Origin of the sequence: Streptomyces sp. NBC_01298 (assembly GCF_035978755.1) — a bacterium.
GTDB lineage: Bacteria > Actinomycetota > Actinomycetes > Streptomycetales > Streptomycetaceae > Streptomyces.
Window position 1 is genome coordinate 6,139,264 of record NZ_CP108414.1, and the last position, 25,882, is coordinate 6,165,145.

General features: G+C 73.3%; 23 protein-coding genes and 1 pseudogene. 19 read left to right on the plus strand and 5 right to left on the minus strand.

The features are described 5' to 3' along the window. Positions 1-23 precede the first annotated feature (23 nt). Together OG730_RS27845 and hemW are read left to right on the plus strand one after the other, a co-directional pair. Entirely contained in the window at positions 24-1,916 is a 1,893-nt protein-coding gene (locus OG730_RS27845; RefSeq protein ID WP_327306798.1) for an AMP-dependent synthetase/ligase, read from the plus strand. Between the two features lie 93 nt (positions 1,917-2,009). Beyond that, a complete protein-coding gene (gene hemW / locus OG730_RS27850) occupies positions 2,010-3,242 on the plus strand; it encodes a radical SAM family heme chaperone HemW (RefSeq protein WP_327306799.1) in 1,233 nt (410 codons plus the stop codon). Between the two features lie 295 nt (positions 3,243-3,537). On the opposite strand, the gene OG730_RS27855 is transcribed toward hemW, so the two are convergent. Together OG730_RS27855 and OG730_RS27860 are read right to left on the minus strand one after the other, a co-directional pair. Beyond that, the gene (locus OG730_RS27855) at positions 3,538-4,335 is read right to left on the minus strand and encodes a DUF3097 domain-containing protein (RefSeq protein ID WP_327306800.1); all 798 of its coding nucleotides are present in this window, start codon (positions 4,333-4,335) and stop codon (positions 3,538-3,540) included. 28 nt (positions 4,336-4,363) lie between these two features. Further along, on the minus strand, positions 4,364-5,089 hold the full coding sequence (locus OG730_RS27860) for an MBL fold metallo-hydrolase (RefSeq protein ID WP_327306801.1): 726 nt from the start codon (positions 5,087-5,089) through the stop codon (positions 4,364-4,366). Between the two features lie 153 nt (positions 5,090-5,242). Here OG730_RS27860 and hrcA point away from each other — a divergent pair, with 153 nt between their 5' ends. The 6 genes from hrcA to OG730_RS27890 all read left to right on the plus strand — a co-directional run bounded on the left by hrcA (position 5,243) and on the right by OG730_RS27890 (position 10,800). Then, positions 5,243-6,259: a heat-inducible transcriptional repressor HrcA gene (gene hrcA, locus OG730_RS27865; protein ID WP_327309449.1), complete on the plus strand. Its 1,017-nt coding sequence runs from the start codon at positions 5,243-5,245 to the stop codon at positions 6,257-6,259. After that, positions 6,260-7,396: a molecular chaperone DnaJ gene (gene dnaJ, locus OG730_RS27870; RefSeq protein ID WP_250739430.1), complete on the plus strand. Its 1,137-nt coding sequence runs from the start codon at positions 6,260-6,262 to the stop codon at positions 7,394-7,396. 191 nt (positions 7,397-7,587) lie between these two features. Continuing rightward, positions 7,588-8,679 carry a nitronate monooxygenase gene (locus OG730_RS27875; RefSeq protein WP_327306802.1) on the plus strand — a complete coding sequence of 364 codons (1,092 nt, stop codon included), beginning with the start codon at positions 7,588-7,590 and terminating at the stop codon, positions 8,677-8,679. Further along, positions 8,676-9,419: a 16S rRNA (uracil(1498)-N(3))-methyltransferase gene (locus tag OG730_RS27880; RefSeq protein WP_327306803.1), complete on the plus strand. Its 744-nt coding sequence runs from the start codon at positions 8,676-8,678 to the stop codon at positions 9,417-9,419. Before OG730_RS27875 ends, OG730_RS27880 begins: the two co-directional genes overlap by 4 nt. A gap of 100 nt (positions 9,420-9,519) precedes the next feature. Further along, positions 9,520-9,879 (plus strand): histidine triad nucleotide-binding protein, encoded by a 360-nt coding sequence (locus OG730_RS27885; RefSeq protein ID WP_327306804.1) that lies wholly within the window; start codon positions 9,520-9,522, stop codon positions 9,877-9,879. A gap of 3 nt (positions 9,880-9,882) precedes the next feature. Beyond that, the gene (locus OG730_RS27890; RefSeq protein WP_327306805.1) at positions 9,883-10,800 is read left to right on the plus strand and encodes a ribonuclease Z; all 918 of its coding nucleotides are present in this window, start codon (positions 9,883-9,885) and stop codon (positions 10,798-10,800) included. A 196-nt stretch (positions 10,801-10,996) separates the two neighbouring features. Here OG730_RS27890 and OG730_RS27895 read toward each other — a convergent pair whose 3' ends face one another. Beyond that, positions 10,997-12,424, minus strand: coding sequence for an MFS transporter (locus OG730_RS27895; RefSeq protein WP_327306806.1), 1,428 nt, complete (start codon positions 12,422-12,424; stop codon positions 10,997-10,999). A gap of 196 nt (positions 12,425-12,620) precedes the next feature. Between OG730_RS27895 and OG730_RS27900 the strand changes: the two genes are divergently transcribed. The 7 genes from OG730_RS27900 to OG730_RS27930 all read left to right on the plus strand — a co-directional run bounded on the left by OG730_RS27900 (position 12,621) and on the right by OG730_RS27930 (position 18,923). Further along, positions 12,621-13,790 (plus strand): carbohydrate kinase family protein, encoded by a 1,170-nt coding sequence (locus tag OG730_RS27900; RefSeq protein ID WP_442815034.1) that lies wholly within the window; start codon positions 12,621-12,623, stop codon positions 13,788-13,790. A gap of 315 nt (positions 13,791-14,105) precedes the next feature. After that, positions 14,106-15,152 (plus strand): PhoH family protein, encoded by a 1,047-nt coding sequence (locus tag OG730_RS27905; protein WP_327306808.1) that lies wholly within the window; start codon positions 14,106-14,108, stop codon positions 15,150-15,152. Between the two features lie 13 nt (positions 15,153-15,165). Then, entirely contained in the window at positions 15,166-15,663 is a 498-nt protein-coding gene (gene ybeY / locus OG730_RS27910; RefSeq protein ID WP_327306809.1) for an rRNA maturation RNase YbeY, read from the plus strand. Continuing rightward, a complete protein-coding gene (locus OG730_RS27915) occupies positions 15,660-16,967 on the plus strand; it encodes a hemolysin family protein (RefSeq protein WP_327309450.1) in 1,308 nt (435 codons plus the stop codon). Before ybeY ends, OG730_RS27915 begins: the two co-directional genes overlap by 4 nt. Next, positions 16,964-17,326, plus strand: a complete 363-nt coding sequence (locus tag OG730_RS27920; RefSeq protein ID WP_327306810.1) for an MmcQ/YjbR family DNA-binding protein — start codon at positions 16,964-16,966, stop codon at positions 17,324-17,326. The genes OG730_RS27915 and OG730_RS27920 overlap by 4 nt, the downstream gene beginning before the upstream one ends. A gap of 291 nt (positions 17,327-17,617) precedes the next feature. Then, positions 17,618-17,974: a cytidine deaminase-like protein gene (locus OG730_RS27925; RefSeq protein WP_327306811.1), complete on the plus strand. Its 357-nt coding sequence runs from the start codon at positions 17,618-17,620 to the stop codon at positions 17,972-17,974. A gap of 104 nt (positions 17,975-18,078) precedes the next feature. Then, positions 18,079-18,923 (plus strand): IS5 family transposase gene (locus OG730_RS27930; RefSeq protein ID WP_442815035.1). Its coding sequence is split into 2 segments (ribosomal slippage): positions 18,079-18,432 and positions 18,435-18,923, totalling 843 coding nucleotides; the frame shifts between segments, so codons are not numbered across the junction. Positions 18,924-18,938: 15 nt separating this feature from the next. On the opposite strand, the gene OG730_RS27935 is transcribed toward OG730_RS27930, so the two are convergent. Continuing rightward, positions 18,939-19,463 carry an ankyrin repeat domain-containing protein gene (locus OG730_RS27935; RefSeq protein WP_327306812.1) on the minus strand — a complete coding sequence of 175 codons (525 nt, stop codon included), beginning with the start codon at positions 19,461-19,463 and terminating at the stop codon, positions 18,939-18,941. A gap of 46 nt (positions 19,464-19,509) precedes the next feature. Then, on the minus strand, positions 19,510-20,898 hold the full coding sequence (locus tag OG730_RS27940) for an MFS transporter (RefSeq protein WP_327306813.1): 1,389 nt from the start codon (positions 20,896-20,898) through the stop codon (positions 19,510-19,512). Between the two features lie 71 nt (positions 20,899-20,969). Between OG730_RS27940 and OG730_RS27945 the strand changes: the two genes are divergently transcribed. From OG730_RS27945 to era, 4 genes and pseudogenes are all read left to right on the plus strand, one after another. Continuing rightward, positions 20,970-22,034 (plus strand): GlxA family transcriptional regulator, encoded by a 1,065-nt coding sequence (locus tag OG730_RS27945; protein WP_327306814.1) that lies wholly within the window; start codon positions 20,970-20,972, stop codon positions 22,032-22,034. Positions 22,035-22,154: 120 nt separating this feature from the next. Then, positions 22,155-23,591 (plus strand): WxL domain-containing protein, encoded by a 1,437-nt coding sequence (locus tag OG730_RS27950; protein ID WP_327306815.1) that lies wholly within the window; start codon positions 22,155-22,157, stop codon positions 23,589-23,591. Between the two features lie 446 nt (positions 23,592-24,037). Next, positions 24,038-24,406: pseudogene (locus OG730_RS27955) on the plus strand (WxL protein peptidoglycan domain-containing protein); the annotation flags it as partial. A gap of 507 nt (positions 24,407-24,913) precedes the next feature. After that, entirely contained in the window at positions 24,914-25,864 is a 951-nt protein-coding gene (gene era / locus OG730_RS27960; RefSeq protein WP_374213701.1) for a GTPase Era, read from the plus strand. Positions 25,865-25,882: the final 18 nt, after the last annotated feature.

Genomic DNA, 25,882 nt, shown 5'->3' on the forward strand with positions numbered 1-25,882 from the left:
GCCGCGTGGTCCGGAGGATGTCCGTGAGCGACACACAGACCTTGATCGAGAACCGTCCGCCCACCGTGGCGACCCTCTTCCTGGAGCGTGTCGCCGCCACGCCGAACGCCGAGGCCTACCGCTACCCGGTCCCCGCCGCGGGCGGCAAGGGCGGCCCGGACGACTGGAAGTCCCTCAGCTGGGGACAGGCCGCCGATCGGGTTTTCGCCATCGCGGCCGGGCTCGTGGAGCTCGGGATCCAGCCGGAGCAGCGCGTCGCGCTGGCTTCCAACACCCGGGTCGAGTGGATCCTCGCGGACCTCGGCGTGATGTGCGCCGGCGGCGCCGTGACCACCGTCTACCCGAGCACGAACGCGGAGGAGTCGGCCTTCATCCTCTCCGACTCCGAGAGCCGGATCCTGATCGCCGAGGACGCCGCGCAGCTGGCCAAGGCCCGTGAGCGCCGCGCCGACCTGCCCGAGCTGGCCCACGTCGTGGTCGTGGAGACCGCCGACGCCGTCGCGGCCGAGGGGGACCCCGAGGGCTGGGTGCTCTCGCTGGCCGACCTGGAGGCGCGCGGCCGCGAGTACCTGGCCAAGCACCCCGAGGTGGTCAAGGAGCGGATCGCGGCCATCACCGCCGACCAGCTCGCCACCCTCATCTACACCTCGGGCACCACCGGCCGGCCCAAGGGCGTGCGGCTGCCGCACGACAACTGGTCGTACATGGCCAAGGCCACCGTGGCCACCGGCCTGATCACCAAGGACGACGTCCAGTACCTCTGGCTGCCGCTCGCGCACGTCTTCGGCAAGGTGCTGACCTCAGGCCAGATCGAGGTGGGCCACGTGACCGCCGTCGACGGCCGCATCGACAAGATCATCGAGAACCTGCCGATCGTCCAGCCGACCTACATGGCGGCCGTCCCGCGCATCTTCGAGAAGGTGTACAACGGGGTCGCGGCCAAGGCCCGGGCCGGCGGCGGGGCCAAGTACAAGATCTTCCAGTGGTCCGTCGGCGTGGCCCGCGAGTACGCCAAGGTCACCCAGGACAACTTCCGCCGCACCGGCCGCGCGAGCGCCCCCCTGGGCCTCGCCGCCAAGCACAAGGTCGCCGACAAGCTCGTCTTCTCCAAGCTCCGCGAGGCCTTCGGCGGCAATCTGCGCGCCGCCGTCTCCGGCGCCTCCGCCCTCGCCCCGGAGATCGGCTACTTCTTCTCCGGCGCGGGCATCCACATCCTGGAGGGCTACGGACTGACCGAGTCCAGCGCCGCCTCCTTCGTCAACCCGGGCGAGGCCTACCGCACCGGCACCGTCGGCAAGCCGCTCCCCGGCACCGAGGTCCGCATCGCCGACGACGGCGAGGTGCTGCTGCGCGGCCCCGGCATCATGCAGGGCTATCACGGGCAGCCCGAGAAGACCGCCGAGGTGCTGGAGGCCGACGGCTGGCTGCACACGGGTGACATCGGCGAGCTCTCCGCGGACGGCTACCTGCGCATCACCGACCGCAAGAAGGACCTGATCAAGACCTCGGGCGGCAAGTACGTCGCCCCGGCTGAGATCGAGGGACAGTTCAAGGCGCTCTGCCCCTACGTCTCCAGCATCGTCGTCCACGGCGCCGACCGGAACTTCTGTTCCGCCCTCATCGCCCTCGACGAGCCCTCGATCCTGGTCTGGGCCGCCGAGAGCGGCCTGGAGGGCAAGACGTACTCCCAGGTCCTGGCCGCGCCCGAGACGAACCGGCTCATCGAGACCTACGTCCAGACCCTCAACGAGGGCCTCCAGCGCTGGCAGACGGTCAAGAAGTTCCGCCTCCTGCCGCGCGACCTGGACGTGGAGCACGGGGACCTCACCCCGAGCCTCAAGCTGAAGCGGCCGGTCGTCGAGCGCGAGTTCAAGCACCTCATCGAGGAGATGTACGAGGGGTCCCGGGAGGCGTAGCACCGGGCCCGGTCCGAGGCCCGGTCAGGGGCCCGGTCAGGGTCGCCGCGCGGGACCGTAAACGACCTTGGGGCAGTGCGGGACAATGGGCCCATGCCTTCCGCACTGCCCGACGGTGAACCCATGCCCGAAGACGGCTCCCTGCCGCCCCACGCCCTGGCGGGAGCGGGCGAGCGGCCGCTCGGGTTCTACCTGCACGTTCCGTACTGCGCCACGCGCTGCGGGTACTGCGACTTCAACACCTACACGGCCACCGAGCTGCGGGGCACCGGCGGCGTGCTCGCCTCCCGGGAGAACTACGCCGACACCCTGATCGACGAGGTCAGGCTGGCCCGGAAGGTGCTCGGGGACGACCCGAGGGCCGTCCGGACCGTGTTCGTGGGCGGCGGCACGCCCACGCTGCTGCCCGCCGGCGACCTCGTACGGATGCTCGCGGCGATCCGCGAGGAATTCGGGCTGGCCGAGGACGCCGAGGTCACCACCGAGGCCAATCCGGAGTCGGTGAACCCGGAGTACCTGGCCGAGCTGCGCGCGGGCGGCTTCAACCGGATCTCCTTCGGCATGCAGAGCGCGAAGCAGCACGTCCTGAAGGTGCTGGACCGTACGCACACCCCCGGCCGGCCCGAGGCCTGCGTCGCGGAGGCGCGGGCGGCGGGCTTCGAGCACGTGAACCTGGACCTGATCTACGGGACGCCCGGGGAATCGGACGAGGACTGGCGGGCGTCGCTCTCGGCCGCCCTGGGGGCCGGGCCCGATCACATCAGCGCCTATGCGCTGATCGTGGAGGAGGGCACCCAGCTCGCGCGGCGGATCCGGCGGGGCGAGGTCCCGATGACGGACGACGACGTCCACGCGGACCGGTACCTGATCCTCGACGCGGTGATGGCCGAGGCGGGGTACTCCTGGTACGAGGTCTCGAACTGGGCCACCTCCGAGGCCGGGCGGTGCCTGCACAACGAGCTGTACTGGCGCGGGGCCGACTGGTGGGGGGCCGGGCCCGGGGCGCACTCGCACGTGGGCGGGGTGCGGTGGTGGAACGTGAAGCACCCGGGCGCGTATGCGGCCGCGCTGGCGGAGGGGCGGTCGCCCGGGGCCGGGCGGGAGCTGCTGTCCTCGGAGGACCGGCGGGTCGAGCGGATCCTGCTGGAGCTTCGGCTCGTGGACGGGGTGCCGCTGTCGTTGCTCGCGGCGGCGGGGCTGGCGGCCTCTCGCAAGGCCCTCGCGGACGGGCTGCTGGAACCGGGGCCTTACGAGGCGGGGCGTGCCGTCCTGACCCTGCGGGGGCGGCTCCTGGCCGACGCGGTGGTCCGCGACCTGGTCGACTGACCCCGTTCCCGGGAGGCGGCCCTGTGGGGGAGGAGTTCCCCTACCCGCCCTTCGCCCGTTCCCCGGGCTCCGCCCGGACCCGCTGCCGCGTGCGGCGCCGTTGCCGGGGACCAGTCCCCGGACCCCTGCTCCTCAAACGCCGGAGGGGCTGGATTTTGCCCGGTCGGGGCTGGATTGCCCGCAGGGCAATTCCAGCCCCGCCGGCGTTTGAGGCGCGGGGTCTGGGGCGGAGCCCCTGGGAACGGCGGAAGGGCGGGTAGGGGACGGCCCCGCAGGGTTCGCCTCGCGCCCGGGGCTACGCCGTCACGTGGTCGATCAAGTGCTCCACCGCGCCCAGCAGCGTCGGCTCCAGGTCCTTGTACGAGGTCACGCGCGACAGGATGTGCTGCCAGGCGGCTCCGGTGTTCTCCGGCCAGCCCAGGGCGCGGCAGATGCCCGTCTTCCAGTCCTGGCCGGGCGGGATGACCGGCCAGGAGCGGATGCCCAGGGCGGAGGGTTTCACCGCCTGCCAGACGTCCACGTACGGGTGGCCCACGATCAGGACGTGCGGGGAGGTCACCGCGGCGGCGATGCGGGACTCCTTGGAGCCCGGGACCAGGTGGTCCACCAGGATGCCGAGCCGGGCGTCGGCCGCGGGGGCGAAGTCGGCGACGACGGAGGGGAGGTCGTCGATGCCCTCCAGGTACTCCACCACGACCCCCTCGATCCGCAGGTCGTCGCCCCAGACCCGTTCGACGAGTTCGGCGTCGTGGCGGCCCTCCACGTAGATCCGGCCCGCCCGGGCCACCCGTGCCCGGGCGCCGGGCACGGCGAGGGAGCCCGAGGCCGTACGGGCCGGTGCGGCCGGTCCCCGGGCCGGGCGGGTCAGGGTCACCACGGCGCCGTCCAGGAGGAAGCCGCGGGGTTCGAGGGGGAACACGCGGCGCTTGCCGAAGCGGTCCTCCAGGGTCACCGTGCCCGCCTCGCAGGCCACCACCGCGCCGCAGAAGTCCGTACCCGCCACCTCGACCACCAGGTCCGGATCGGCCGGCACCTCGGGGACGGGCTTGGAGCGCTTCCACTGCGGGGTCAGGTCGGGGGAGTACTCGCGCATCCGGCCGAGGGTAGGAGAGCGGGCCCGCTCACGTGTCCGACACGCCGAAACGGGCCGCCAGTGTGTCGCGTTGGGCACGGACGAAGGCCGCGTCGACCACCGCTCCGTGACCCGGCACGTACAGAGCGTCGTCCCCGCCCAGGGCGAGGAGCCGGTCCAGTGCCGCGGGCCACTGCCGGGGCACCGCGTCCAGGCCCGCCTGCGGCTCGCCCGACTCCTCGACGAGGTCGCCGCAGAAGACCACCTCGCGCGCACCGGGCACGAAGGCCGCCAGATCGTGCCGGGTGTGTCCCGGGCCCACGTTCGCCAGCAGGACCTGTACCCCGCCCAGGTCCAGCGTCCACTCGCCCGACACCAGGTGCCGGGGGAGCACCAGCAGGTCCGCCGCCTCGGCCGCCTCCGCCTCCGCGAGGCCGTGCCGCACCGCGTCGGCCCGCAGCTCGTCCCGGCTCACGGAGAGCAGGGCGTCCAGCCCGACCGGGCCGTAGACCTCCGCCCCCGCGAACGCCGCTCCGCCCAGCACGTGGTCGAAATGTCCGTGTGTGAATGCGAGATGGGTCACGCGCCGCCCCGCCAGCCGCTCCGCCTCGGCGCGCACCAGCGCGCCCTCCCGCAGGGAGGACCCGGGGTCGATCAGAAGGGCCGAATCCTCGCCCACCACCAGTCCCACGGTGCAATCCCACACCGGCAGGCGCTTGCGGCCGGCCCGTTCGGTGAGCCGTTCCCAGCCCGCCTCTTCCCAACGCACGTCCATGCCGCGACGCTACCTTGGCGGGCCGCCCTTGCTAGGGGTGTACCACCCCGCCGTACACTGACCGGGGGATCTCTGGCACTCGAACGCTCAGAGTGCCAGCAGGCAGGGCCTGCCGAAGCCGCGAACGACGGAAACGATGGAGGTGTGCGCGCGATGCTCAGCGAACGCAGACTCGAAGTGCTGCGTGCCATCGTCCAGGATTACGTCGGGACGGAGGAGCCGGTCGGCTCCAAGGCGCTCACCGAGCGGCACCGGCTCGGCGTCTCGCCCGCCACCGTGCGCAACGACATGGCCGTGCTGGAGGACGAGGGCTACATCGCGCAGCCCCACACCAGCGCGGGCCGGATCCCCACCGACAAGGGCTACCGACTCTTCGTCGACAAGCTGGCGGGGGTCAAACCGCTGTCGACGCCCGAGCGCCGGGCCATCCAGAACTTCCTCGACGGGGCCGTTGACCTCGACGACGTCGTCGGCCGTACGGTGCGGCTGCTCGCGCAGCTGACCCGGCAGGTCGCCGTCGTCCAGTACCCCTCGCTCACCCGGTCCACCGTCCGGCACGTGGAACTGCTCTCGCTGGCCCCGGCCCGCCTGATGCTGGTCCTCATCACGGACACCGGCCGGGTCGAGCAGCGGCTCGTCGACTGCCAGACCCCCTTCGCGGACACCTCGCTCGCGGACCTGCGGGCCCGCCTCAACAGCATTGTCGTCGGCCGCCGGTTCACCGACGTGCCGCCGCTGGTGAAGGACCTTCCGGAGTCCTTCGAGACCGAGGACCGGGTGACGGTGAAGGCCGTCCTCGACACCCTCCTCGAAACGCTGGTCGAGGAGGCGGAGGAGCGGCTGATGATCGGCGGCACCGCCAACCTCACCCGCTTCGGACACGATTTTCCCCTGACGATCAGGCCGGTGCTCGAAGCGCTGGAGGAGCAGGTCGTGCTCCTCAAGCTGCTGGGCGAGGCAAGTGAGTCGGGAATGGCCGTAAAGATCGGGCATGAGAACGCCTACGAGGGACTGAACTCCACGTCCGTCGTCTCGGTCGGCTACGGTTCGGGCGGCGAAGCAGTCGCCAAACTCGGCGTGGTCGGACCGACCCGCATGGACTACCCCGGAACGATGGGAGCGGTACGCGCAGTGGCACGTTACGTCGGACAGATCCTGGCGGAGTCGTAAGTGGCCACGGACTACTACGCCGTTCTCGGCGTGCGCCGCGACGCATCGCAGGACGAGATCAAGAAGGCCTTCCGGCGGCTCGCACGCGAGCTGCACCCGGATGTGAACCCCGATCCCAAGACGCAAGAGCGTTTCAAGGAGATCAACGCGGCCTACGAGGTCCTCTCGGACCCGCAGAAGAAGCAGGTCTTCGACCTCGGCGGCGACCCCCTGTCCTCCTCGGGCGGCGGCGGGGCCGGCGGCTTCGGAGCGGGTGGCTTCGGCAACTTCTCCGACATCATGGACGCCTTCTTCGGCCAGTCCTCGCAGCGCGGACCGCGCTCGCGGACCCGCCGCGGCCAGGACGCCATGATCCGCCTCGACCTGGAACTGGACGAGGCCGCCTTCGGCACGACCAAGGACATCCAGGTCGACACGGCCGTCGTCTGCACCACCTGCTCCGGTGAGGGCGCCGCCCCCGGCACCTCGGCGCAGACCTGCGACATGTGCCGCGGCCGCGGTGAGGTCTCGCAGGTCACCCGGTCCTTCCTGGGCCAGGTCATGACCTCGCGCCCCTGCCCGCAGTGCCAGGGCTTCGGCACCGTGGTCCCGACCCCGTGCCCCGAGTGCGCGGGCGACGGCCGGGTCCGCTCCCGCCGCAGCCTCACGGTCAAGATCCCGGCCGGCGTCGAGAACGGCACCCGGATCCAGCTCGCGGGCGAGGGCGAGGTCGGCCCCGGCGGCGGCCCCGCCGGCGACCTGTACGTGGAGATCCACGAGCTGCCGCACCCGACCTTCCAGCGGCGCGGGGACGACCTGCACTGCACGGTCACCATCCCGATGACCGCGGCGGCCCTGGGCACCAAGTGCCCGCTGGAGACCCTGGACGGCCTGGAGGAGATCGACATCCGGCCCGGTACCGGGTCCGGGCAGGCGATCCCGCTGCACGGGCGCGGCGTCACCCACCTGCGCGGTGGCGGGCGCGGCGACCTGATCGTGCACGTCGAGGTCACCACCCCCGGCAAGCTGGACCCGGCGCAGGAGGACCTGCTGCGCCAGCTGGCCAAGCTGCGCGGCGAGGAGCGGCCGATGGGCCAGTTCGCGCCGGGTCAGCAAGGCCTGTTCAGCCGCCTGAAGGACGCCTTCAACGGGCGCTGAGCCGCGCGCGGAGCAGCGTACGAGAACACCTGCGAGCCCGGTCCGGGGATGCCCCGGACCGGGCTCGCGGCATGCGGGGCGGCGGGGCGGCGGCAGGGCGGCGGCGGTATTCGGGCACCCCGGTGAAGGGGACTATGCCAGGCGAATGCCGTGATTCGGTCCCGTGAGCGGGACATGGCACGATGCAGCTCATGTCCTCCGCACCGAACGGTCTCTTCGCGTACCCGATCGTGCAGGCGCCCATGGCGGGCGGCGCGTCCTGCCCGCCGCTCGCGGCCGCCGTGTGCGAAGCGGGTGGGCTGGGCTTCCTCGCCGGCGGTTACAAGACCGCCGACGGCATGTACCAGGAGATCAAGCGGCTGCGCGCGCTCACCCGCCGTCCCTTCGGCGTCAACCTCTTCCTGCCGCAGACCTCCCACGTGGACCCGGCGGCCCTGGAGGCCTACCGCGGGCACCTCGCCAGCGAGGCGTCCTGGTACGAGATCTCCCTCGCGGACGAGGACATCATCGGCACCAGCGACGACGGCTACGACGCCAAACTGGCCATTCTCATCGAGGACCCGGTACCCGTGGTCTCGTTCACCTTCGGCCTGCCCGCGCCCGCGGCCTTCACCTGTTTGCGCAAGGTCGGTACGTACACGATCGCCACCGTCACCTCCGTCGAGGAGGCCCGCGCCGCCCAGGCGGCCGGCGCCGACGCCGTGTGCGTCCAGGGCGTGGAGGCGGGCGGCCACCAGGGCACCCACCGCGACGACCCGCAGGGCGACGGCACCGCCGGGGTCGGCCTGCTCGCGCTCGTCGCGCAGGTGCGCGAGGCCGTGGCCCTCCCGATCATCGCGGCGGGCGGCCTGATGCGCGGCTCGCAGATCGCCGCGCTGCTCGCCGCGGGCGCGGAGGCCGCGCAGCTCGGCACGGCCTTCCTGGCCTGCCCGGAGTCGGGCGCGCACCCCCTGCACAAGAAGGCCCTGACCGACCCGCTGTTCGTCCGGACGGAGCTGACCCGGGCCTTCTCGGGGCGGCCGGCCCGCGGACTGGTCAACCGGTTCATGCGCGAGCACGGCCCGTACGCCCCGGCCGCGTACCCGGCGGTCCACCACCTCACCGCGCCGCTGCGCAAGGCCGCCGCCGCGGCCGGGGACCCGCAGGGCATGGCCCTGTGGGCGGGCCAGGGGCACCGGCTGGCGCGGGCCCTGCCGGCCGGGGAACTGGTGGAGGTGCTCGCGGCGGAACTCGGCGCGGCACAGGACGCGTTGAAGGCAATGCAGATGAGGAGTGCGTCATGACCGCCCCGGTGTTCGTGGTCGAAAAGGTTCCCGCGGGGCCGGAGTTCGTCCTGGACGGCTCCGAGGGCCGCCACGCGGTCTCCGTGAAGCGGCTGGCCCCCGGCGAGGCGCTCGTGCTGACAGACGGCCGGGGAGGCTGGGCCGAGGCCGTCGTGACGGCAGCCGAGGGCAAGGACCGCCTCGTCGTCTCCGTGTCCGGGGTCTTCGAGGAGCCGGAGCCCGCCGTCCGGATCACCGTCGTCCAGGCCCTGCCCAAGGGGGACCGGGGCGAGGTCGCCGTCGAGACCATGACGGAGACCGGCGTCGACGCGATCGTGCCCTGGCAGGCCTCGCGCTGCATCACCCAGTGGCGCGGCGACCGGGGCGCCAAATCCCTCGCCAAGTGGCGGGCCACCGCACGCGAGTCCGGCAAGCAGTCCCGCCGGGTCCGCTTCCCCGAGGTCGAGGAGGCGCTGTCGACCAAGCAGGTCGCGACGCTGCTCGCGGAGGCCGACCTCGCGATGGTCCTGCACGAGGACCGGGACGCCCCCTCGGGCGCGCTGGCCACCGCGGAACTGCCCGCCGCCGGCTCCGTCGTCCTGGTCGTCGGACCCGAGGGCGGGGTCTCCCCGGACGAACTCGCCGCCTTCGCCGCGGCCGGTGCGCACCCGTACCGGCTGGGCCGCTCGGTGCTGCGCACCTCGACGGCGGGCACGGCCGCGGCGGCGGTGCTGCTGGCGCGGACGGGTCGCTGGTCCTGACGGCCGTGACGGCCGTGACGGGCTGTCGGCCCTGACGGGGCCGGTGGGCGGTGGTGGATACGATGCCGGAATCGATCACCCGTCACGAAGGGCTCAGCACATGGCCGGGGAACCGCAGGCCGACTGCCTGTTCTGCAAGATCGTCGCGGGGACCATCCCCGCCACGGTCGTCCGCGAGACGGACACGACCGTCGCCTTCCGCGACATCAACCCGCAGGCGCCCACCCACGTCCTCGTCATCCCGAAGGCGCACTACCCCGACGCCGCCTCCCTCGCGGCCGCGGAGCCCGGGATCGCCGCCGACGTCCTGACCGAGGCCGGCCGGGTCGCGGCGGACGAGGGGCTCCCCGACCACGCCTACCGGCTGGTCTTCAACACCGGCGCCCGCGCCGGCCAGGTCGTCTTCCACGCCCACGCGCACGTCCTCGGCGGCCGTGGCTTCGAATGGCCCCCGGGATAAACCGTGTCCGCAAGAGAATTCGTGGTGCTGGGCACCGCCAGCCAGGTGCCCACCCGCCACCGCAACCACAACGGCTACCTGCTGCGCTGGGACGGCGAGGGCATCCTCTTCGATCCCGGCGAGGGCACCCAGCGCCAGATGCTCCGCGCCGGGGTGGCCGCGCACGACATCAACCGGATCTGCGTCACCCACTTCCACGGTGACCACAGCCTCGGTCTCGCCGGGGTCATCCAGCGGATCAACCTGGACCGGGTCCCGCACCCCGTCACCGCCCACTACCCGGCCTCCGGGCAGAAGTTCTTCGACCGGCTGCGGTACGCCACGGCTTACCACGAGACGGTGCGGCTCGCCGAGGAGCCGGTGGCCGAGGACGGGGTCCTGGCGCGCGGGGACGCGTACACCCTGGACGCCGTACGGCTCTCGCACCCGGTGGAGTCCTTCGGCTACCGGCTCACCGAGCCCGACGGGCGCCGGATGCGGCCCGAACTGCTCGCGCTCCACGGCATCAAGGGGCCGGACGTGGGGCTGATCCAGCGCGAGGGCAGCCTCGGCGGAGTCACGCTCGACGAGGTCAGCGAGGCGCGCGCCGGACAGCGGTTCGCCTTCGTCATGGACACCCGGCTCTGCGAGGGCGTCGAGGAGCTCGCGGCGGGCTGCGACATGCTGGTCATCGAGTCGACCTTCCTCGACGAGGACGTCCGACTGGCCACCGACCACGGGCACCTCACCGCCGGACAGGCCGCCCGGGTGGCCCGGGACGGGGGCGTGCGGCACCTCGTGCTGACGCACTTCTCGCAGCGCTACACCGACCCGTCGGAGTTCGAACGCCAGGCCCGTGCGGCCGGGTTCGAGGGCGAGCTCACGATCGCGGCGGACCTCGTACGGGTTCCCGTGCCGAAGCGGGCCGGACAGCCCGGGTAGCGCGGCCCCGCGGGGCCGCCCGCGGCGGCTTGCGCGGAGCCCTTCCCCGGCCGCGACCGTTCCGCTGCGCGGGGCGGAGTTCCCCTACCCGCCCTTCGCCCGTTCCCCGGGCGGCGCCCGGACCCCCTGGGGCTCCGCCCCAGACCCCGCGCCTCAAACGCCGGCGGGGCTGGATGTGGCTGACGCCGCCGGTGGCCTAGACGCCCGTGCGGGTCCGGCGGCGGGTGCGGTCCCGGCCGCGGCGGGCCGCCGCCGGGGAGAGCAGCAGGACCCGGAGCGGCGGCAGGCGCAGGGGGCGGGGCCGGAGCTGCGGGAGTTCCACGACCTCCAGCTCCTGCGCGCCGACCCGCGGCACCGAACCGGCCGGCGTCCCGGCTCCGGCGGCGAGCACGGCCGCCGGGGCCCCGCCGCGGCGTCGCACCGAGCCCGGGGTCAGCGGGCGGCCGCCGACGTGCAGGGCGACCCCGGCCATCGGCCCGGCCACCGCCAGCAGCAGGATGCCGAGGCCCAGCCCCATGCCGGGGAACCCCGCGGCCTCGGCGAGCAGGCTCCCGGTGACGGGCCCGCAGGCCACGCCGAGCGAGGACGCGGAACCGACCAGGACGGCCCACCGCCCGCGCGGGTCGAGGGCGGCGGCGAGGCCGATGGCGTAGGAGAGCACGACGGGGTAGACCGCGTTCCACAGGATCTCCCCGGCGGCGAAGGCGCCCAAGTCCCGCGCCTGCGAGGCGAGCACCACGCAGCAGGCGATGACCACCGTGCCCACGCCCACCGGGACCGCCCGCCCGAGCCGGGACCCGAGCAGGGAGGCGCCGGTGACCCCGAGCAGCCCGGCGCCGAGCGCGGCCGCGAAGACGATGCCGAGGGTGACCTCGGACAGGCCCGCCTGCTGCGCGCCGATGCGGCCGCTGACGCCCCACAGGGCGTTCTGGGCCAGCGACCACAGCATCAGGGCCCCGGCGAGCACCACCCCGGCGCGCGGGTACGGGAGCCGCCCGGAGGCCCGTACGGCCGGGCCGCCGCGGTCGCCGAGGCCGGTGCGGCGGGCGAGGTCCGCGGCCTCCGTGGCCTCCGTGCGATCGGCCCCGGGCAGGCGGCCCGTCGCCGGCCAGCACACCAGCGCGACCAGGGCGATCGCCGCGAACGGCAGCCCGTGCCCGCCGCCCAGCCGGGGCAGGGTCAGGTACAGGGCCCCGGCCGTGGCCGACACCGACAGCAGCCCCAGCGAGGAGGTCCGGTGCGGGTCGCGCTGCGCCGCGATCCCGGAGGCGGCCACGGCCGTGGCCGTGCCCGAGCCGAAGCCGCCGACGACGGCGCCCGCGATGACGAGGGGCAGCTGCGCGGTGGCGGCGGCCGTGCCGTACCCGAGGACGGCGAGCAACAGCCCGAGCCGGGCCAGCGGGCGGGGCCCGAGGCGCGGGATGCGGGAGGCGAGGGTGAATCCGGCGGCGGCCGAGCCGAGCAGCAGGACCGAGCCGATCAGTCCGGCCTGCGCGGGGCTCAGCGGGAGGTGCGCGTCGAGCCGGCCGACGACGGTCGGCAGCAGGTACGGGGCGACGTAACCGGAGGTGAAGAGCGCGACGAGCGGCCAGGCGGCGGGCGGCGCGGGGGTGCGGTCGGGCACGGGTGTTCCAGGATGTGCAGGTGGAGCGTGAGATTCCGCAAGACCGCGGGGGCTCATATCTATCAAAATGCCCGATCCTCCGAGAAGGGCGTTCGGGCGGTGATCTGCGTCACACTGTATTCCGGGTCGGCCCGGGAGGGAGGGCCCGGAGGCGGTCGTGGGTTGAATCCCATCAGGAAGTCCGATCGGGAAGCCCATGGAAGAACGACCCGCTGAAGAAACGAACCGCCAAGCTCAGAACGCGCACCGACCGAACGGGGAGTACATCGTGACCAGTCGCAGCAGCCGGGACAGCCTCGACTCCGCCGTGGACCCGCTCGGTCCGCTGCGCGACCCCCATGAACCCGGCTGCGACGTCTTCCTGACGGGAACGGTCTTCCTCGACATCATCTTCACCGGCCTCGAATCGGCCCCCGTGCGCGGCACGGAGTCCTGGGCGCGCGGCATGGGTTCCAGCCCCGGCGGCGTCGCCAATATGGCCACCGCCCTCGCCCGGCTCGGCCTGCGCACCTCCCTGGCCGCCGCCTTCGGGGACGACCACTACGGGGAGTACTGCTGGGACGCGCTCGAACAGGGCGAGGGCATCGACCTGTCGATGTCGCGGACCGTGCCCGGCTGGCACAGCCCCGTCACCGTCTCGATGGCCTACGAGGGCGAGCGCACGATGGTCTCCCACGGCCACGAGGCCCCGCCCCCGGCGGGCCCCGGACCGTTCCCCCAGTGCCCGCCCCGCGCCCGCGCGGCCGTGGCCTCGCTCGGCCCGGGCGGCGGCGAGGCCTGGGTCGCCGAGGCGGCCCGGCGCGGGGCCCGGGTCTTCGCCGACGTCGGCTGGGACGACAGCGGGCGGTGGGACCTCGGGGCGCTGGCCGACCTGGAGCACTGCGAGGCCTTCCTGCCCAACGCGGGGGAGGCGATGGCCTACACGCGCACCGACTGCCCGCGCGCGGCGGCCCGGGCGCTGGCCGAGAAGGTGCCGATCGCGGTGGTGACGATGGGCGCCGAGGGCTCGTACGCGGTGGACGGGCGGACCGGGGAGACGGCCGAGGTGCCCGCGATCGCGGTCGACGCGCTGGATCCGACCGGGGCGGGCGACGTGTACGTGGCGGGGTTCCTCACCGGCACCCTCGCCGAGTGGCCCCTCGCGGACCGGCTCGCCTTCGCGGGCCTGACGGCCGCGCTGTCGGTGCAGGAGTTCGGCGGCTCCCTGTCGGCCCCCGGCTGGACGGAGGTCGCCCACTGGTGGCGCACCGCCCCGGAGGCCCTGCGGGGGCGGTACGGCTTCCTGGACGACATCGTCCCGCGGGCCGCGGAGCCCGCCAGCCGGCGCCGGGCGGTCCCGACGATCGGCTTCCGGCAGTCGGCGTAGGCCTGGCCGGCCCGGGGAACGCGTACGGGGCGTGCGGGGCCTCGCCCCCGACCCCGGGCGGTCCGGGCCCGGGTGGTCAGGCCGGGTGCGGCGCCGTTGCGGGGGCCGGCCCCCGAGCCCCGCTCCTCAAACGCCGGAGGGGCTGGTTTGGGCAAACGCCGGCGGGCTGGATCGGGCCGGCGGCCCCGGCGCCCGTAGGGGACCCCGTAAAACCCCTCGGGGATGGCGCGGCGGCGACGTAGGCTTGGAAGTCCGGTGGCCGTCGATCGGCGCGGCCCCTCAGTGGGAGGTATGCGCAGGCCACAGTGCCGGCCCATGACTCAGACACCGACAGCCAAGACCCCCGCGCCGGGGCAGGCAAGAGCCCACTTCTCCGTACCGGCCACGCATCCGATGGTGTCCGTCCTCGGTTCGGGCGACGCCCTGTTGCGCGTGATCGAGAAGGCCTTCCCGAAGGCCGACATCCATGTTCGGGGCAATCAGGTCAGCGCGATCGGCTCGACGGCGGAAGTCGTGCTGATCCAGCGACTGTTCGACGAGATGATGCTGGTGCTCCGCACCGGGCAGCCGATGACGGAGGACGCAGTGGAACGCTCGATCGCCATGCTCAAGTCGAGCGGCAACGGCGGGGGCCCGGACGAGACGCCCGCCGAGGTGCTCACCCAGAACATCCTCTCCAGCCGCGGCCGGACCATCCGCCCGAAGACCCTGAACCAGAAGCGCTACGTCGACGCGATCGACAAGCACACGATCGTCTTCGGCATCGGCCCCGCCGGTACCGGCAAGACCTACCTCGCCATGGCCAAGGCGGTCCAGGCCCTGCAGTCCAAGCAGGTCAGCCGGATCATCCTGACCCGCCCGGCGGTGGAGGCCGGCGAGCGCCTCGGCTTCCTCCCCGGCACCCTCTTCGACAAGATCGACCCCTACCTGCGGCCGCTCTACGACGCCCTGCACGACATGATCGACCCGGACTCGATCCCGCGGCTGATGGCGGCGGGCACGATCGAGGTGGCGCCGCTGGCGTACATGAGGGGTCGCACTTTGAATGAGGCGTTCGTCGTGCTCGACGAGGCGCAGAACACCACCCCCGAGCAGATGAAGATGTTCCTGACCCGGCTCGGGTTCGACTCGAAGATCGTCGTCACCGGCGACGTGACCCAGGTGGACCTTCCGGGTGGCGCCAAGAGCGGTCTGCGGCAGGTGCAGGACATCCTCGAAGGAGTTCCGGACATCGCCTTCTCGCGGCTCACGTCCGAGGATGTCGTCCGGCACAAGCTGGTCGGCCGTATCGTCGACGCGTACGAGAAGTACGACGACAGCCAGGACGCGAAGCAGTCGCGGAACGGCTTCCAGCGGAAGTAGACACAAGCGCACCATGTCGATCGACGTCAACAACGAGTCCGGAACCGATGTCGACGAGCGGGCGATCCTCGACATCGCCCGCTACGCACTCGCCCGGATGCGGATCCACCCGCTCTCGGAGCTCTCCGTCATCGTCGTGGACGAGGACGCGATGGAGCAGCTCCACATCCAGTGGATGGACCTGCCCGGACCCACCGACGTCATGTCCTTCCCGATGGACGAACTGCGTCCGCCGAAGAAGGACGAGGAGGAGCCCCCGCAGGGGCTCCTCGGTGACATCGTGCTCTGCCCCGAAGTCGCCAAGAAGCAGGGCGAGGACGCGCCGACGCAGCACTCCATGGACGAGGAGCTCCAGCTCCTGACCGTCCACGGGGTGCTGCACCTGCTCGGGTACGACCACGAGGAGCCGGACGAGAAGGCCGAGATGTTCGGGCTCCAGGCCGCCATCGTCGACGGATGGCGCGACGAGAACGGCGTGACCGGCCCGTCCCCGGCCCCGACCGTCTCATGACCGGTGATCTCCAGCTGATCACCGGGGCCGTCCTGCTGGTGGTGGTGGCCTGGTTCGCCGCGTGCGCCGAGTCCGGGATCGCCCGGATCTCCGCCTTCCGCGCCGAGCAGGCCGTACGGGAGGGCCGGCGCGGCAGCGCGAAGCTGGCGCAGGTCGCCGGCGACCCCACCCGCTACGTCAATGTCGCCCTGCTGGTCCGGGTCACCTGCGAGATGGCGGCGGGCGTGCTCGTCACGTACGTCTGCCTCGACGAGTTCGGGGAGAACTGGACCGCACTGCTCGTGGCCATCGCCGTGATGGTGCTCGTGTCCTACGTGGCGGTCGGCGTGTCCCCGCGCACCATCGGCCGGCAGCACCCGCTGAACACGGCGACGGCGGCCTCGTACGTCCTCGTGCCGCTCGCCCGGATCATGGGGCCTGTCCCGCAACTGCTGATCCTCCTGGGCAACGCGCTCACACCCGGAAAGGGCTTCCGCAAGGGGCCCTTCGCCTCCGAGGCGGAGCTGCGCGCGATGGTCGACCTCGCGGAGAAGGAATCGCTGATCGAGGACGACGAGCGCCGCATGGTGCACCAGGTCTTCGAGTTGGGCGACACCCTCGTGCGCGAGGTCATGGTGCCGCGCACCGACCTGGTCTGCATCGAGCGGTACAAGACGGTCCGTCAGGCGACCACGCTCGCGCTGCGGTCCGGGTTCTCGCGGATCCCGGTGACCGGGGAGAACGAGGACGACATCGTCGGCATCGTGTACCTGAAGGACCTGGTCCGCAAGACGCACATCAGCCGGGACGCGGAGAGCGACCTCGTCTCCACCGCGATAAGGCCCGCGGTGTTCGTGCCGGACACCAAGAACGCGGGCGACCTGCTGCGCGAGATGCAGTCGGTGCGCAACCACGTGGCGGTCGTCATCGACGAGTACGGCGGCACCGCCGGCATCGTCACCATCGAGGACATCCTCGAGGAGATCGTCGGTGAGATCACCGACGAGTACGACCGGGAAATCCCCCCGGTGGAGGAGCTGGGCGGGGACCGCTACCGGGTCACCGCGCGCCTCGACATCACCGATCTCGGTGAACTGTTCAAGGTGGACTCCTTCGACGACGAGGACGTGGAGACGGTCGGCGGACTGCTCGCCAAGGCGCTGGGCCGGGTCCCGATCGCCGGCGCCTCGGCGGTGGTGGACCTGCCCGACGGGCGGCCGCTGCGACTGACGGCGGAGTCCCCGGCGGGACGGCGGAACAAGATCGTGACCGTGCTGGTGGAGCCGGTGGCTCCCGCGGAGGAATCGGACGGGGAGACGGAATGACGCCGGCGGAGCTGCGCGACTTCTGCCTGGGGTTCAACGCGGCCGTGGAGGAGTTCCCCTTCACCCCGGAGACCTCGGTGTTCAAGGTGCTGGGGAAGATGTTCGCGCTCAGCGCGCTGGACGGCGAGCCGCTGAAGGTCAACCTCAAGTGCGATCCGGAGCGGGCGGTGGCGCTGCGGGCGGAGCACGAGGCGATCGTGCCGGGCTGGCACATGAATAAGCGGCACTGGAACACCGTGACCGCGGGCGGGCCGGGGGCCCTGGCCGACGCGCTGGTGCGGGAGCTGGTCGAGGACTCGTACGACCTGGTGGTCGCGGGCCTGCCGAAGGCGGAGCGGCTGCGGCTCGACCGGCCGTAGGGGCGGGGGCCGCCCGGGGTCGGCCGGGGCCGGGGTTTCCGGCTCCCGGCTTTCCTGCTCACCGGCTTCCCCGCCCCCGGCTTCCCGGCGCTCCGGCGTTCCGGGTCGTGGAATCCGGGAAGGGTCCAAGGTCATCGATCACGGGACCTTCGGGGCCGCGCCCGCGCTTACGCAGCGCTTAGTTTTATCCCTGCGCCACCAAGATCCCGGGGGGACACCGGGGGTGGAGGGGAGAGCGCGTCGGCGGGGTCGTCGTGCGGCCCCGCCGACGCGCTCCATATGCTTCGGGCTATGACCGACAGCACCGGGATCGACCCCGAAGACACCAAGATCATCACGTTGGCGCGCAGCGCCCGGGCCCGCAACGGCGTGCCCGAGGGGGCGGCGGTCCGGGACGAGACCGGCCGTACGTACGTCGCCGGAACCGTGGCGCTGGATTCCCTGAAGCTGAGCGCCCTCCAGACGGCCGTCGCGATGGCCGTGGCCAGCGGCGCCCAGTCCCTGGAGGCGGCGGCCGTCGTCAGCGCCGCCGAGGCCCCCTCCGACGCCGATCGCGCGGCGGTCCGCGACCTCGGCGGCCCGGACACCCCGGTCCTCCTGGCGGGCCCGGACGGCACCCTGAAGTCGACGACTGCGGCCGGATCCTAGGGCCTGTCGTCAAACTCTCGTCGTCGCCCGAAGCGCGGCAGGCGGGAGTTTGACGACAGGCCCCTAGGCCGTTTCCTTCGGATCATCTGATCGTTGGTTGATGTGTGTCGTTGACTGATGCGCAGTGGGCGCGGATCGAGCCGTTGTTGCCGGAGCGGACGCCGAAGAGGGGTGGTCGGTGGCGTGATCACCGGCAGGTGATCGACGCGATCGCGTTCAAGTACCGGACCGGGACGCCGTGGATGGACCTGCCCGAGTCCTTCGGGTCGTGGAAGGGCGCTCACAACCGACTGCGGAAGTGGGCCGCCGACGGAACCTGGGAAAGGGTCTTCACCGCCCTGCTGGCCCAGGCCGACGCCGAAGGCGACCTCGACTGGGTCGTCTCGGTCGACTCCACGATCGTCCGTGCCCACCAGCACGCTGCCGGGGCCCGCCAAAAGGGGCCCCGGACGGCGAGCCCGCCGACCATGCCCTCGGACGATCCCGCGGCGGACTGACCACGAAAGTCCACCTGGCCGCCGACAACCGCTGCCGGCCTCTGGCCTTCGTCATCACGCCTGGCCAATCCGGTGACGCACCTGCGTTCCCGCAGCTCATGGCCCGCTTGCGGGTTCCCCGGCCAGTCGGCAGACCGAGAGCGAGACCGGACGTGGTCCTGGCCGACAAGGCGTACTCGTCCCGCGCGATCCGTTCCCACCTGCGTCGGCGCGGGATCCGCGCGGTGATCCCGCAACCCGCCGACCAACTCGCCAACCGCAAACGCCTCGGCAGCCGTGGCGGCAGGCCACCGGCCTTCGACCGCGAGGCCTACAAGCAGCGGAACACCGTCGAACGCTGCATCAACAAACTCAAGCAATGGCGCGGCCTGGCCACTCGCTACGACAAGACCGCCACCATCTACCTCTCCGGACTCCACCTCGCCGCCATCCATATCTGGTCAGCGAGGTGATCCGAAGGAAACGGCCTAGGCCCGGGGCCGGGCCGCCGGCCCGGCGGCCCGGGTGCGCAGGAACTCTGCCGTCCCGGTGTGGCCGAAGCGGGTCGCCCACTCGGCGGGGGTCAGTGCCTTCCAGCGGATGCCCGGATCGGCTCCGTGCTCCAGCAGGACCCGGGCCGTCTCCGTGTGGCCCTCGGCCCCCGCACGGCCCAGCGCGGTGGCGCGCAGCCCATTGGCGCGGTCGGGGTCGGCGCCGGCGGCGAGCAGCTGTCGCACGATGCCGGTGTGGCCCCTGGTCGCCGCCTGGACCAGCGGCAGTTCCTCGTCGTACGGGCCCGTGACCTGCTCGGGGTCGGCGCCGGAGGCGAGGAGCAGGAGCACCACGCCGTCCCGGCCCTCCCGCACGGCGGTGTCCAGCCCCGTCCACCCGTCGGCGTCGCGTGCGTCCACGGCGACGCCCCGGCTCAGCAGCCGCGAGACCGTGGCGCCGTCCCCGGCCCGCGCCGCCCGTACCAGCTCGTCCGCCGCCGCTGCCCCGCCCGTGTCGTCCACGGGCTCATCCTGGCAGCGAAGGCGCGGCCCCGTACCGGGGCGGTCGTCAGGCCGCGACCGCCCCGACGGCGTCGGCGGGGGTCCGGCGGCGGATGATCATCGCCATCAGGGCCGCCATCGCGCACAGGGCGCCCGAGGCGTACCAGACGGGGTCGTACGAGCCGAAGGCGTCGCGGGCCAGGCCGCCGAGGAAGGCCACCAGTGCGGCGCCGACCTGGTGCGAGGCCAGGACCCAGCCGAAGACGATGGCGCCGTCCTCCCCGTAGTGCTCGCGGCACAGCGCGATCGTCGGCGGGACCGTCGCGACCCAGTCCAGGCCGTAGAAGACGATGAAGAACACCATCGGCGGGTGCACGGTCGGGGCCAGCAGCATCGGGAGGAAGAGCAGGGAGATCCCGCGCAGGGCGTAGTACACGGCCAGCAGGCGGCGCGATTCGAAGCGGTCCGTCAGCCAGCCGGAGAACACCGTGCCGATGACGTCGAAGACGCCGATCACGGCGAGCAGCCCGGCCGCCGCCGTCACCGGCATGCCGTGGTCGTGGGCCGAGGGCACGAAGTGGGTCTTCACCAGGCCGTTGGTGGAGGCCCCGCAGATCGCGAAGGTGCCCGCCAGCAGCCAGAAGGGGCCGGTCCGGGCCGCCTTGAGCAGGACGCCCACGGCCCGGCGGGCGGCGCCGGGCACGGGCGGCGGCTTGGGCGTGTACGGGCCCCCGTACGGGGTGGTCCCGATGTCCGCCGGGTGGTCGCGCAGCAGCAGCCAGACGAAGGGCACGACGGCCAGCGCCGCCAGCGAGACGGTGACGGCCGCGGGGCGCCAGCCGTGGTTTTCGACCAGCCAGGCCAGCAGTGGCAGGAACACCAGCTGGCCGGAGGCCCCGGCGGCGGTCAGGATGCCGGTGACCAGGCCGCGCCGGGCGGTGAACCAGCGGTTGGTCACCGTCGCGGCGAAGGCCAGGGCCATCGAGCCGCTGCCGAGCCCGACGAGGACGCCCCAGTAGAGGACCAGTTGCCAGGAGGCGGTCATCCACACGGTGGCCACCGTGCCGCCGGCTATGACGGTCAGCGCGATCGCGACGACCCGGCGGATGCCGAAGCGGTCCATCAGGGCGGCGGCGAACGGCGCGGTGAGCCCGTACAGCGCGAGGTTCACGGAGACGGCGAGGCCGATCGTGCCCCGCGACCAGTCGAACTCCTCGTGCAGCGGCTCGATGAGCAGGCCGGGGAGCGAGGCGAAGCCGGCGGCGCCGATGATCGTCACGAAGGCGACGGCCGCGACGAACCAGGCGCGGTGGACGCGGTGCCGCCGGGGCGGCGGTGCGTCGGCGGGGGCGCCGGTGCCGGTACCGGCGCGCGTGCCGGAGGTGGGCGTCGGTGCGGGGGAGGGGCCGGTGGAAGCGCCGGAGGCGGGGCCGGGGCCCGGTTCTGTCTGCGTCACGACGACAGTTTCCGGCCGCCGGGTGCCCGTACGACAGTGGCCTGACCGACATGCTTCGATATGATCGGGCCATGGAGCCTCACGCGCACCGGGTCCACCGGGTCCACCGTGTCGTCGTACTCGCCCTCGCCGGGCTGCTGCCCTTCGAGCTCGGGATCCCGCACCGGATCTTCGGGCGGGCGAAGGACCCCGCGACCGGGCGGCCGCTCTACGAGATCCTCACCTGCGGGCTCGCCCCCGGCCGGGTGCTCACGGACGCCGACTTCGACATCCACGTCGAGCACGGCCCCGAACTGCTGGCCACGGCCGACACCGTGGTCGTCCCCGCCTCCTACGAGCTGGGCCCGGTCCACTCGGAGGGCCGGCTCACCCCCGAACTGGCCGCCGCCCTCGCGCACATCAGGCCCGGCACCCGGCTCGTCTCCATCTGCACGGGCGGCTACGTGCTCGCCGCCGCCGGGTACCTGGACGGCCGTCGGGCCACCACCCACTGGTCCGCCGCCGGGCACTTCCAGCAGACCTTCCCGGCCGTCCTGGTCGACCCGGACGTGCTCTACACCGACGACGGGGACGTGCTCACCTCCGCCGGAGTCGCCGCCGGGATCGACCTGTGCCTGCACATCGTGCGCCGCGACCACGGTGCGGCCGTCGCCAACCAGACCGCCCGGTACACCGTCGTACCGCCGCACCGCGACGGCGGGCAGGCGCAGTTCATCGACCGCCCGGTGCCCGAGCCGCAGCAGGCGAGCACCACCGCGGCCCGCGCCTGGGTACTGGACCGGCTGCACGAACCGCTGCGGCTGAGTGACCTGGCCCGGCAGGAGGCCATGTCGGTACGGACCTTCACGCGCCGGTTCCGCGAGGAATCGGGGCTCAGCCCGGGCGAATGGATCACCGGGCAGCGGGTCGAGCGGGCCCGGGCCCTGCTGGAGCAGACCGAGCTGCCGATGGAACACGTGGCCCGGGAGGCGGGATTCGGGACCGCGCAGTCCCTGCGCAAGCACGTTCAGGCGGCGCTCGGCGTGAGCCCGACGTCCTACCGGCGGACCTTCAGGGCGGCCGCGCCGGGTACCGCGTTCGACGGCACCCTGCCATCTCCTGATGGGACATCAGTTCCTGCGGGGTCCGTGCATTGACTTATCCCCCCGCCCGCTCGTGAATGTCCCCCTGGCGGGGTACGGGATCCCAGGGGGCGGTCAGTGCGGACTTCGGCGCGAACGACGGCGCGGCACAGAGGATGGTCGGCGGCCGTCGGCATGGCGGTACTGGCCGCGGCGACCGGGGGCGCGCTGAGCACCCCCGCGGCGGCGGAGGGGGAGACGCCTCCCGGGCAGGTCGAGTTCCCGACGCACTGCCTGCCGCCCCAGGAAGCCGGACTGCCGCCGGCCGACGGGCCCACCACCGCCCGGGTCACCGTGGACGACGTGACGCCGCGCGTGGGCGACACCGTCACCGTCACCTACCAGGTGGCCCGGACCCCCGCCGTGAACCCCCTCTCGGTCGCGCTGCCCGGCGACGCCCTCACCCCGACCGGGCGGATCGTCCTCGGAGGCGCGCAGCAGGGCGAGGTCACGGTCGTCGGAGCCAAGCGCAACGACCCCGTCGCGGTGGGCGGGGCGCTGCCCGCCGTCACCATGACCGGCACCTTCACCGTCACCGCTCCCGGCGAGATCACCCTGGCCCCGGGCGGCTACACCCTGCACACCGGGCACCTCCTCGAACTCGACACCGTGTGCGCGGTCGCCGGGGGCGTGGAGCCGGGACCGGAGCCTTCCGCGTCGGCGTCGGCTTCGGAGTCGGCTTCGGCCTCGGAGGTGCCGCCGCCTCCAACGCCGTCCCCGTCGGCCTCGTCGTCTCCGGGGCCGCTGCCGCTGCCGGCGCCGGCTCCGCTCCCGGGCGGGGCCCCGGTGGCGCAGCGGATCACCGCGAGCCCGCTGCCGACGGCCAACGTGCGCGCCGTCGCGCTCGGCACGGCCGCGGGCGGCCCGGGCGCCAAGGTCAAGGTCACCGGAGCCGGCTTCGTGCCCGGTGCGGAGGTCACCGTGGCGGGCCGGGCGGGTGCGGCGGAGACCGCCGACCGGGTCACCGCCAAGGCCGACGAGCTCGGCGTGGTCCTCGCGGAGCTGCCGGTCACGGACCGGGCGACCACCGCCGTCGTGGCGTACGAGGGCGCGGCCTGGACTCCGGAGCGGGGCTCCGGCCCGGCCGCGTACACGGTGATCGTCGCCGTTCCGCTGCCGCCGGGGAGCCAGACGGTGACGGCGGTCGTGGAGCCGGGCGAGCTGGGCATGACCCAGGAGGGCGACGCCGTGACCCTGGCCGCGGTCCCGTACGGGGACGGTGGCGCGGCGGCCGGCCGGATCGGCACCGTCACCGTCAAGGACGCCCGCGGCGGGCCGGCCGGGTGGTCCCTGATCGGCAAGGTCACCGATTTCACGGGTGCCGGCGGGCTCCGCATCCCGGGTGCCTCCCTGAGCTGGACCCCGACGTGTGAGGCCGCGCCCGGCAGCCCCAGCGCGTGTGCGCCGGGCAGCGCGGGCACGGTCGGGCCCGACGGCGCGGTCCTGGCCTCGACCGGTGACGCCACCCTCGTCGGCGGCACCTTCACCGTCGACGCGGCCGTCACCCTCCAGGTCCCCCCGTACACCCCGCCGGGCGCCTACACGGCGGTGCTGACGCTGACGTTGTCGTGACCCGGCCCAGCCCCTCCGCAGCCCCTGCGCCGCTGCGCGGGGCCGTCTCCCCGCCCCGCCCTTCGCCGGTTCCCCGGGCTGTGACCGGACCCCCTGGGGCTCGGTCCCAGACCCCGCGCCTCCAACGCCGGCGAGGCTGGATCTGGCCGGCGCCGGCCTGTTTGTGCGGGCCACATCAGCGAAATCCAGCCCCTCCGGCGTTTGAGGAGCGGGGGTCCGGGGGTTGGCCACCGGGAACGGCGCCGCACCCGGCAACGGGTCCGGGGCGGAGCCCCGGGGAACGGGGGAGTGGCGGGGCGGGGAGAGGAACCCCGCGGGACCGCCCCGGGCGCGCGTCCCACCGGCGTGCCGCAGGCGAGGAACCGGCACCGGCACCGGCACCGGCTGCGCGGGCGTGGCCGCGCCGGGCCGGGTCGGCGGCCGCCGCCGTGCTCGTGGGGCTCGGCATGCTCCTGCTCGGCGGAGCCGGACCCGCCGCCGCCGCCGACAACGGGCAGTGGTCCGTGCTGCCCGCCGCCAACACGATCGGGCAGCGGCCGTACTTCTACCTCGCCGCCGGCCCCGGCCAGAGCGTCACCGACTCCGTCACCATCGCCAACCGCACGGACCGCCCCCGCACCTTCCGCCTCTACGCCGCCGACGCCTACAACACCGCCCGCGACGGCGGCTTCGCCCTGCGCGGGCCCGAGGAGCCGCGCACCGCCACGGGTGCCTGGACGGCGCTGGCGCGGGAGCGGATCACCGTCCCGGCGAAGACGGCGGTCGACGTCGGCTTCACCCTCACCGTCCCCGACCGGGCCGAACCCGGCGACCATCCTGGAGCCGTCGTCGCCCTGGAGGACCGGCCGGGCGCCGCCACTCAGGGGATAGGGATTCAGCAGGCCGTCGCCGCCCGCGTCTACCTGCGGGTCACCGGTCCCACCGCCCCCGCCCTGGCGGTCGAGGACCTCCGCACCGCCACCGCCCGCGGCGCCGCCGCCGGCGCGGAGATCTCGTACACGCTCCACAACCTCGGCAACGTCACCCTGCGCCCCCGCGCCACTCTGACCGCCTCCGGGGCGCTGGGCCGGAAACTGATCTCCCGTCCCCTCACCGGCCTGCCCGCCGAGCTGCTGCCCGGCCAGCGGGTCCGGCTCACCGCGCACTGGGCGGACCCGCCCGCCCTGGAATGGGCCGAGGTCGCGGTGGTGGCGCGGGCCGACGGCACGGCCGCCCGGGCCGCCGCCGGACACGCCGCGCACCCCGCCCTGAACGTCCTGCTCGCGACCGCTCTGGCCCTCCTGGCGGCGGCCTGGTCGGCGCTGGGAGCCGCATCGGGGAGAATGGCCCGTATGAGCGATCGTTCCCCCGAGACCACCAGCCCGCACCGTGCGGGCTTCGCATGCTTCGTCGGCCGTCCCAACGCGGGGAAGTCGACCCTGACCAACGCGCTCGTGGGTACCAAGGTCGCGATCACCTCCAACCGGCCGCAGACCACCCGCCACACGGTCCGCGGCATCGTGCACCGCCCCGACGCCCAGCTCGTCCTGGTCGACACGCCCGGCCTCCACAAGCCGCGCACGCTGCTCGGCGAGCGGCTGAACGACGTCGTGCGCGCGACCTGGTCCGAGGTCGACGTGATCGGCTTCTGCCTGCCCGCGGACCAGAAGCTCGGCCCCGGTGACAAGTTCATCGTCAAGGAGCTCGCGGGGATCAAGAAGACCCCCAAGATCGCCATCATCACCAAGACCGACCTCGTCGAGTCGAAGGTGGTGGGCGAGCAGCTCATCGCCGTGCACCAGCTCGCCGAGGAGCTCGGCTTCGAGTGGGCCGAGATCGTCCCCGTCTCGGCGGTCGGCGACACCCAGGTCCAGCTGCTGGCGGACCTGATCGCGCCCATGCTGCCGAAGAGCCCGCCGCTGTACCCGGAGGGCGACCTCACCGACGAGCCCGAGATGGTGATGGTCGCGGAACTGATCCGCGAGGCCGCGCTGGAGGGCGTACGGGACGAGCTCCCGCACTCCATCGCCGTGGTCGTCGAGGAGATGATCCCCCGGGAGAACCGCCCGGCGGACCGCCCCCTGCTGGACATCCACGCCAACCTCTACATCGAGCGGCCGAGCCAGAAGGGCATCATCATCGGCCCGAAGGGCGCCCGGCTGAAGGAGGTCGGGATGAAGTCGCGCAAGCACATCGAGGCGCTGCTCGGCACCCCGGTCTTCCTCGACCTGCACGTGAAGGTCGCCAAGGACTGGCAGCGCGACCCCAAGCAGCTGCGCAAGCTGGGCTTCTAGCCCGTTCCCGCCCGTCCG

Bases quoted from the DNA above. Each gene is read 5' to 3' on its own strand.
- hemW (WP_327306799.1), top strand. From the start codon at position 2,010: ATGCCTTCCGCACTGCCCGACGGTGAACCCATGCCCGAAGACGGCTCC.
- OG730_RS27855 (WP_327306800.1), bottom strand. From the start codon at position 4,335: ATGCGCGAGTACTCCCCCGACCTGACCCCGCAGTGGAAGCGCTCCAAG.
- OG730_RS27860 (WP_327306801.1), bottom strand. From the start codon at position 5,089: ATGGACGTGCGTTGGGAAGAGGCGGGCTGGGAACGGCTCACCGAACGG.
- hrcA (WP_327309449.1), top strand. From the start codon at position 5,243: ATGCTCAGCGAACGCAGACTCGAAGTGCTGCGTGCCATCGTCCAGGAT.
- OG730_RS27875 (WP_327306802.1), top strand. From the start codon at position 7,588: ATGTCCTCCGCACCGAACGGTCTCTTCGCGTACCCGATCGTGCAGGCG.
- OG730_RS27880 (WP_327306803.1), top strand. From the start codon at position 8,676: ATGACCGCCCCGGTGTTCGTGGTCGAAAAGGTTCCCGCGGGGCCGGAG.
- OG730_RS27885 (WP_327306804.1), top strand. From the start codon at position 9,520: ATGGCCGGGGAACCGCAGGCCGACTGCCTGTTCTGCAAGATCGTCGCG.
- OG730_RS27900 (WP_442815034.1), top strand. From the start codon at position 12,621: ATGGAAGAACGACCCGCTGAAGAAACGAACCGCCAAGCTCAGAACGCG.
- OG730_RS27905 (WP_327306808.1), top strand. From the start codon at position 14,106: ATGACTCAGACACCGACAGCCAAGACCCCCGCGCCGGGGCAGGCAAGA.
- ybeY (WP_327306809.1), top strand. From the start codon at position 15,166: ATGTCGATCGACGTCAACAACGAGTCCGGAACCGATGTCGACGAGCGG.
- OG730_RS27915 (WP_327309450.1), top strand. From the start codon at position 15,660: ATGACCGGTGATCTCCAGCTGATCACCGGGGCCGTCCTGCTGGTGGTG.
- OG730_RS27920 (WP_327306810.1), top strand. From the start codon at position 16,964: ATGACGCCGGCGGAGCTGCGCGACTTCTGCCTGGGGTTCAACGCGGCC.
- OG730_RS27925 (WP_327306811.1), top strand. From the start codon at position 17,618: ATGACCGACAGCACCGGGATCGACCCCGAAGACACCAAGATCATCACG.
- OG730_RS27945 (WP_327306814.1), top strand. From the start codon at position 20,970: ATGGAGCCTCACGCGCACCGGGTCCACCGGGTCCACCGTGTCGTCGTA.
- OG730_RS27950 (WP_327306815.1), top strand. From the start codon at position 22,155: ATGGCGGTACTGGCCGCGGCGACCGGGGGCGCGCTGAGCACCCCCGCG.
- era (WP_374213701.1), top strand. From the start codon at position 24,914: ATGGCCCGTATGAGCGATCGTTCCCCCGAGACCACCAGCCCGCACCGT.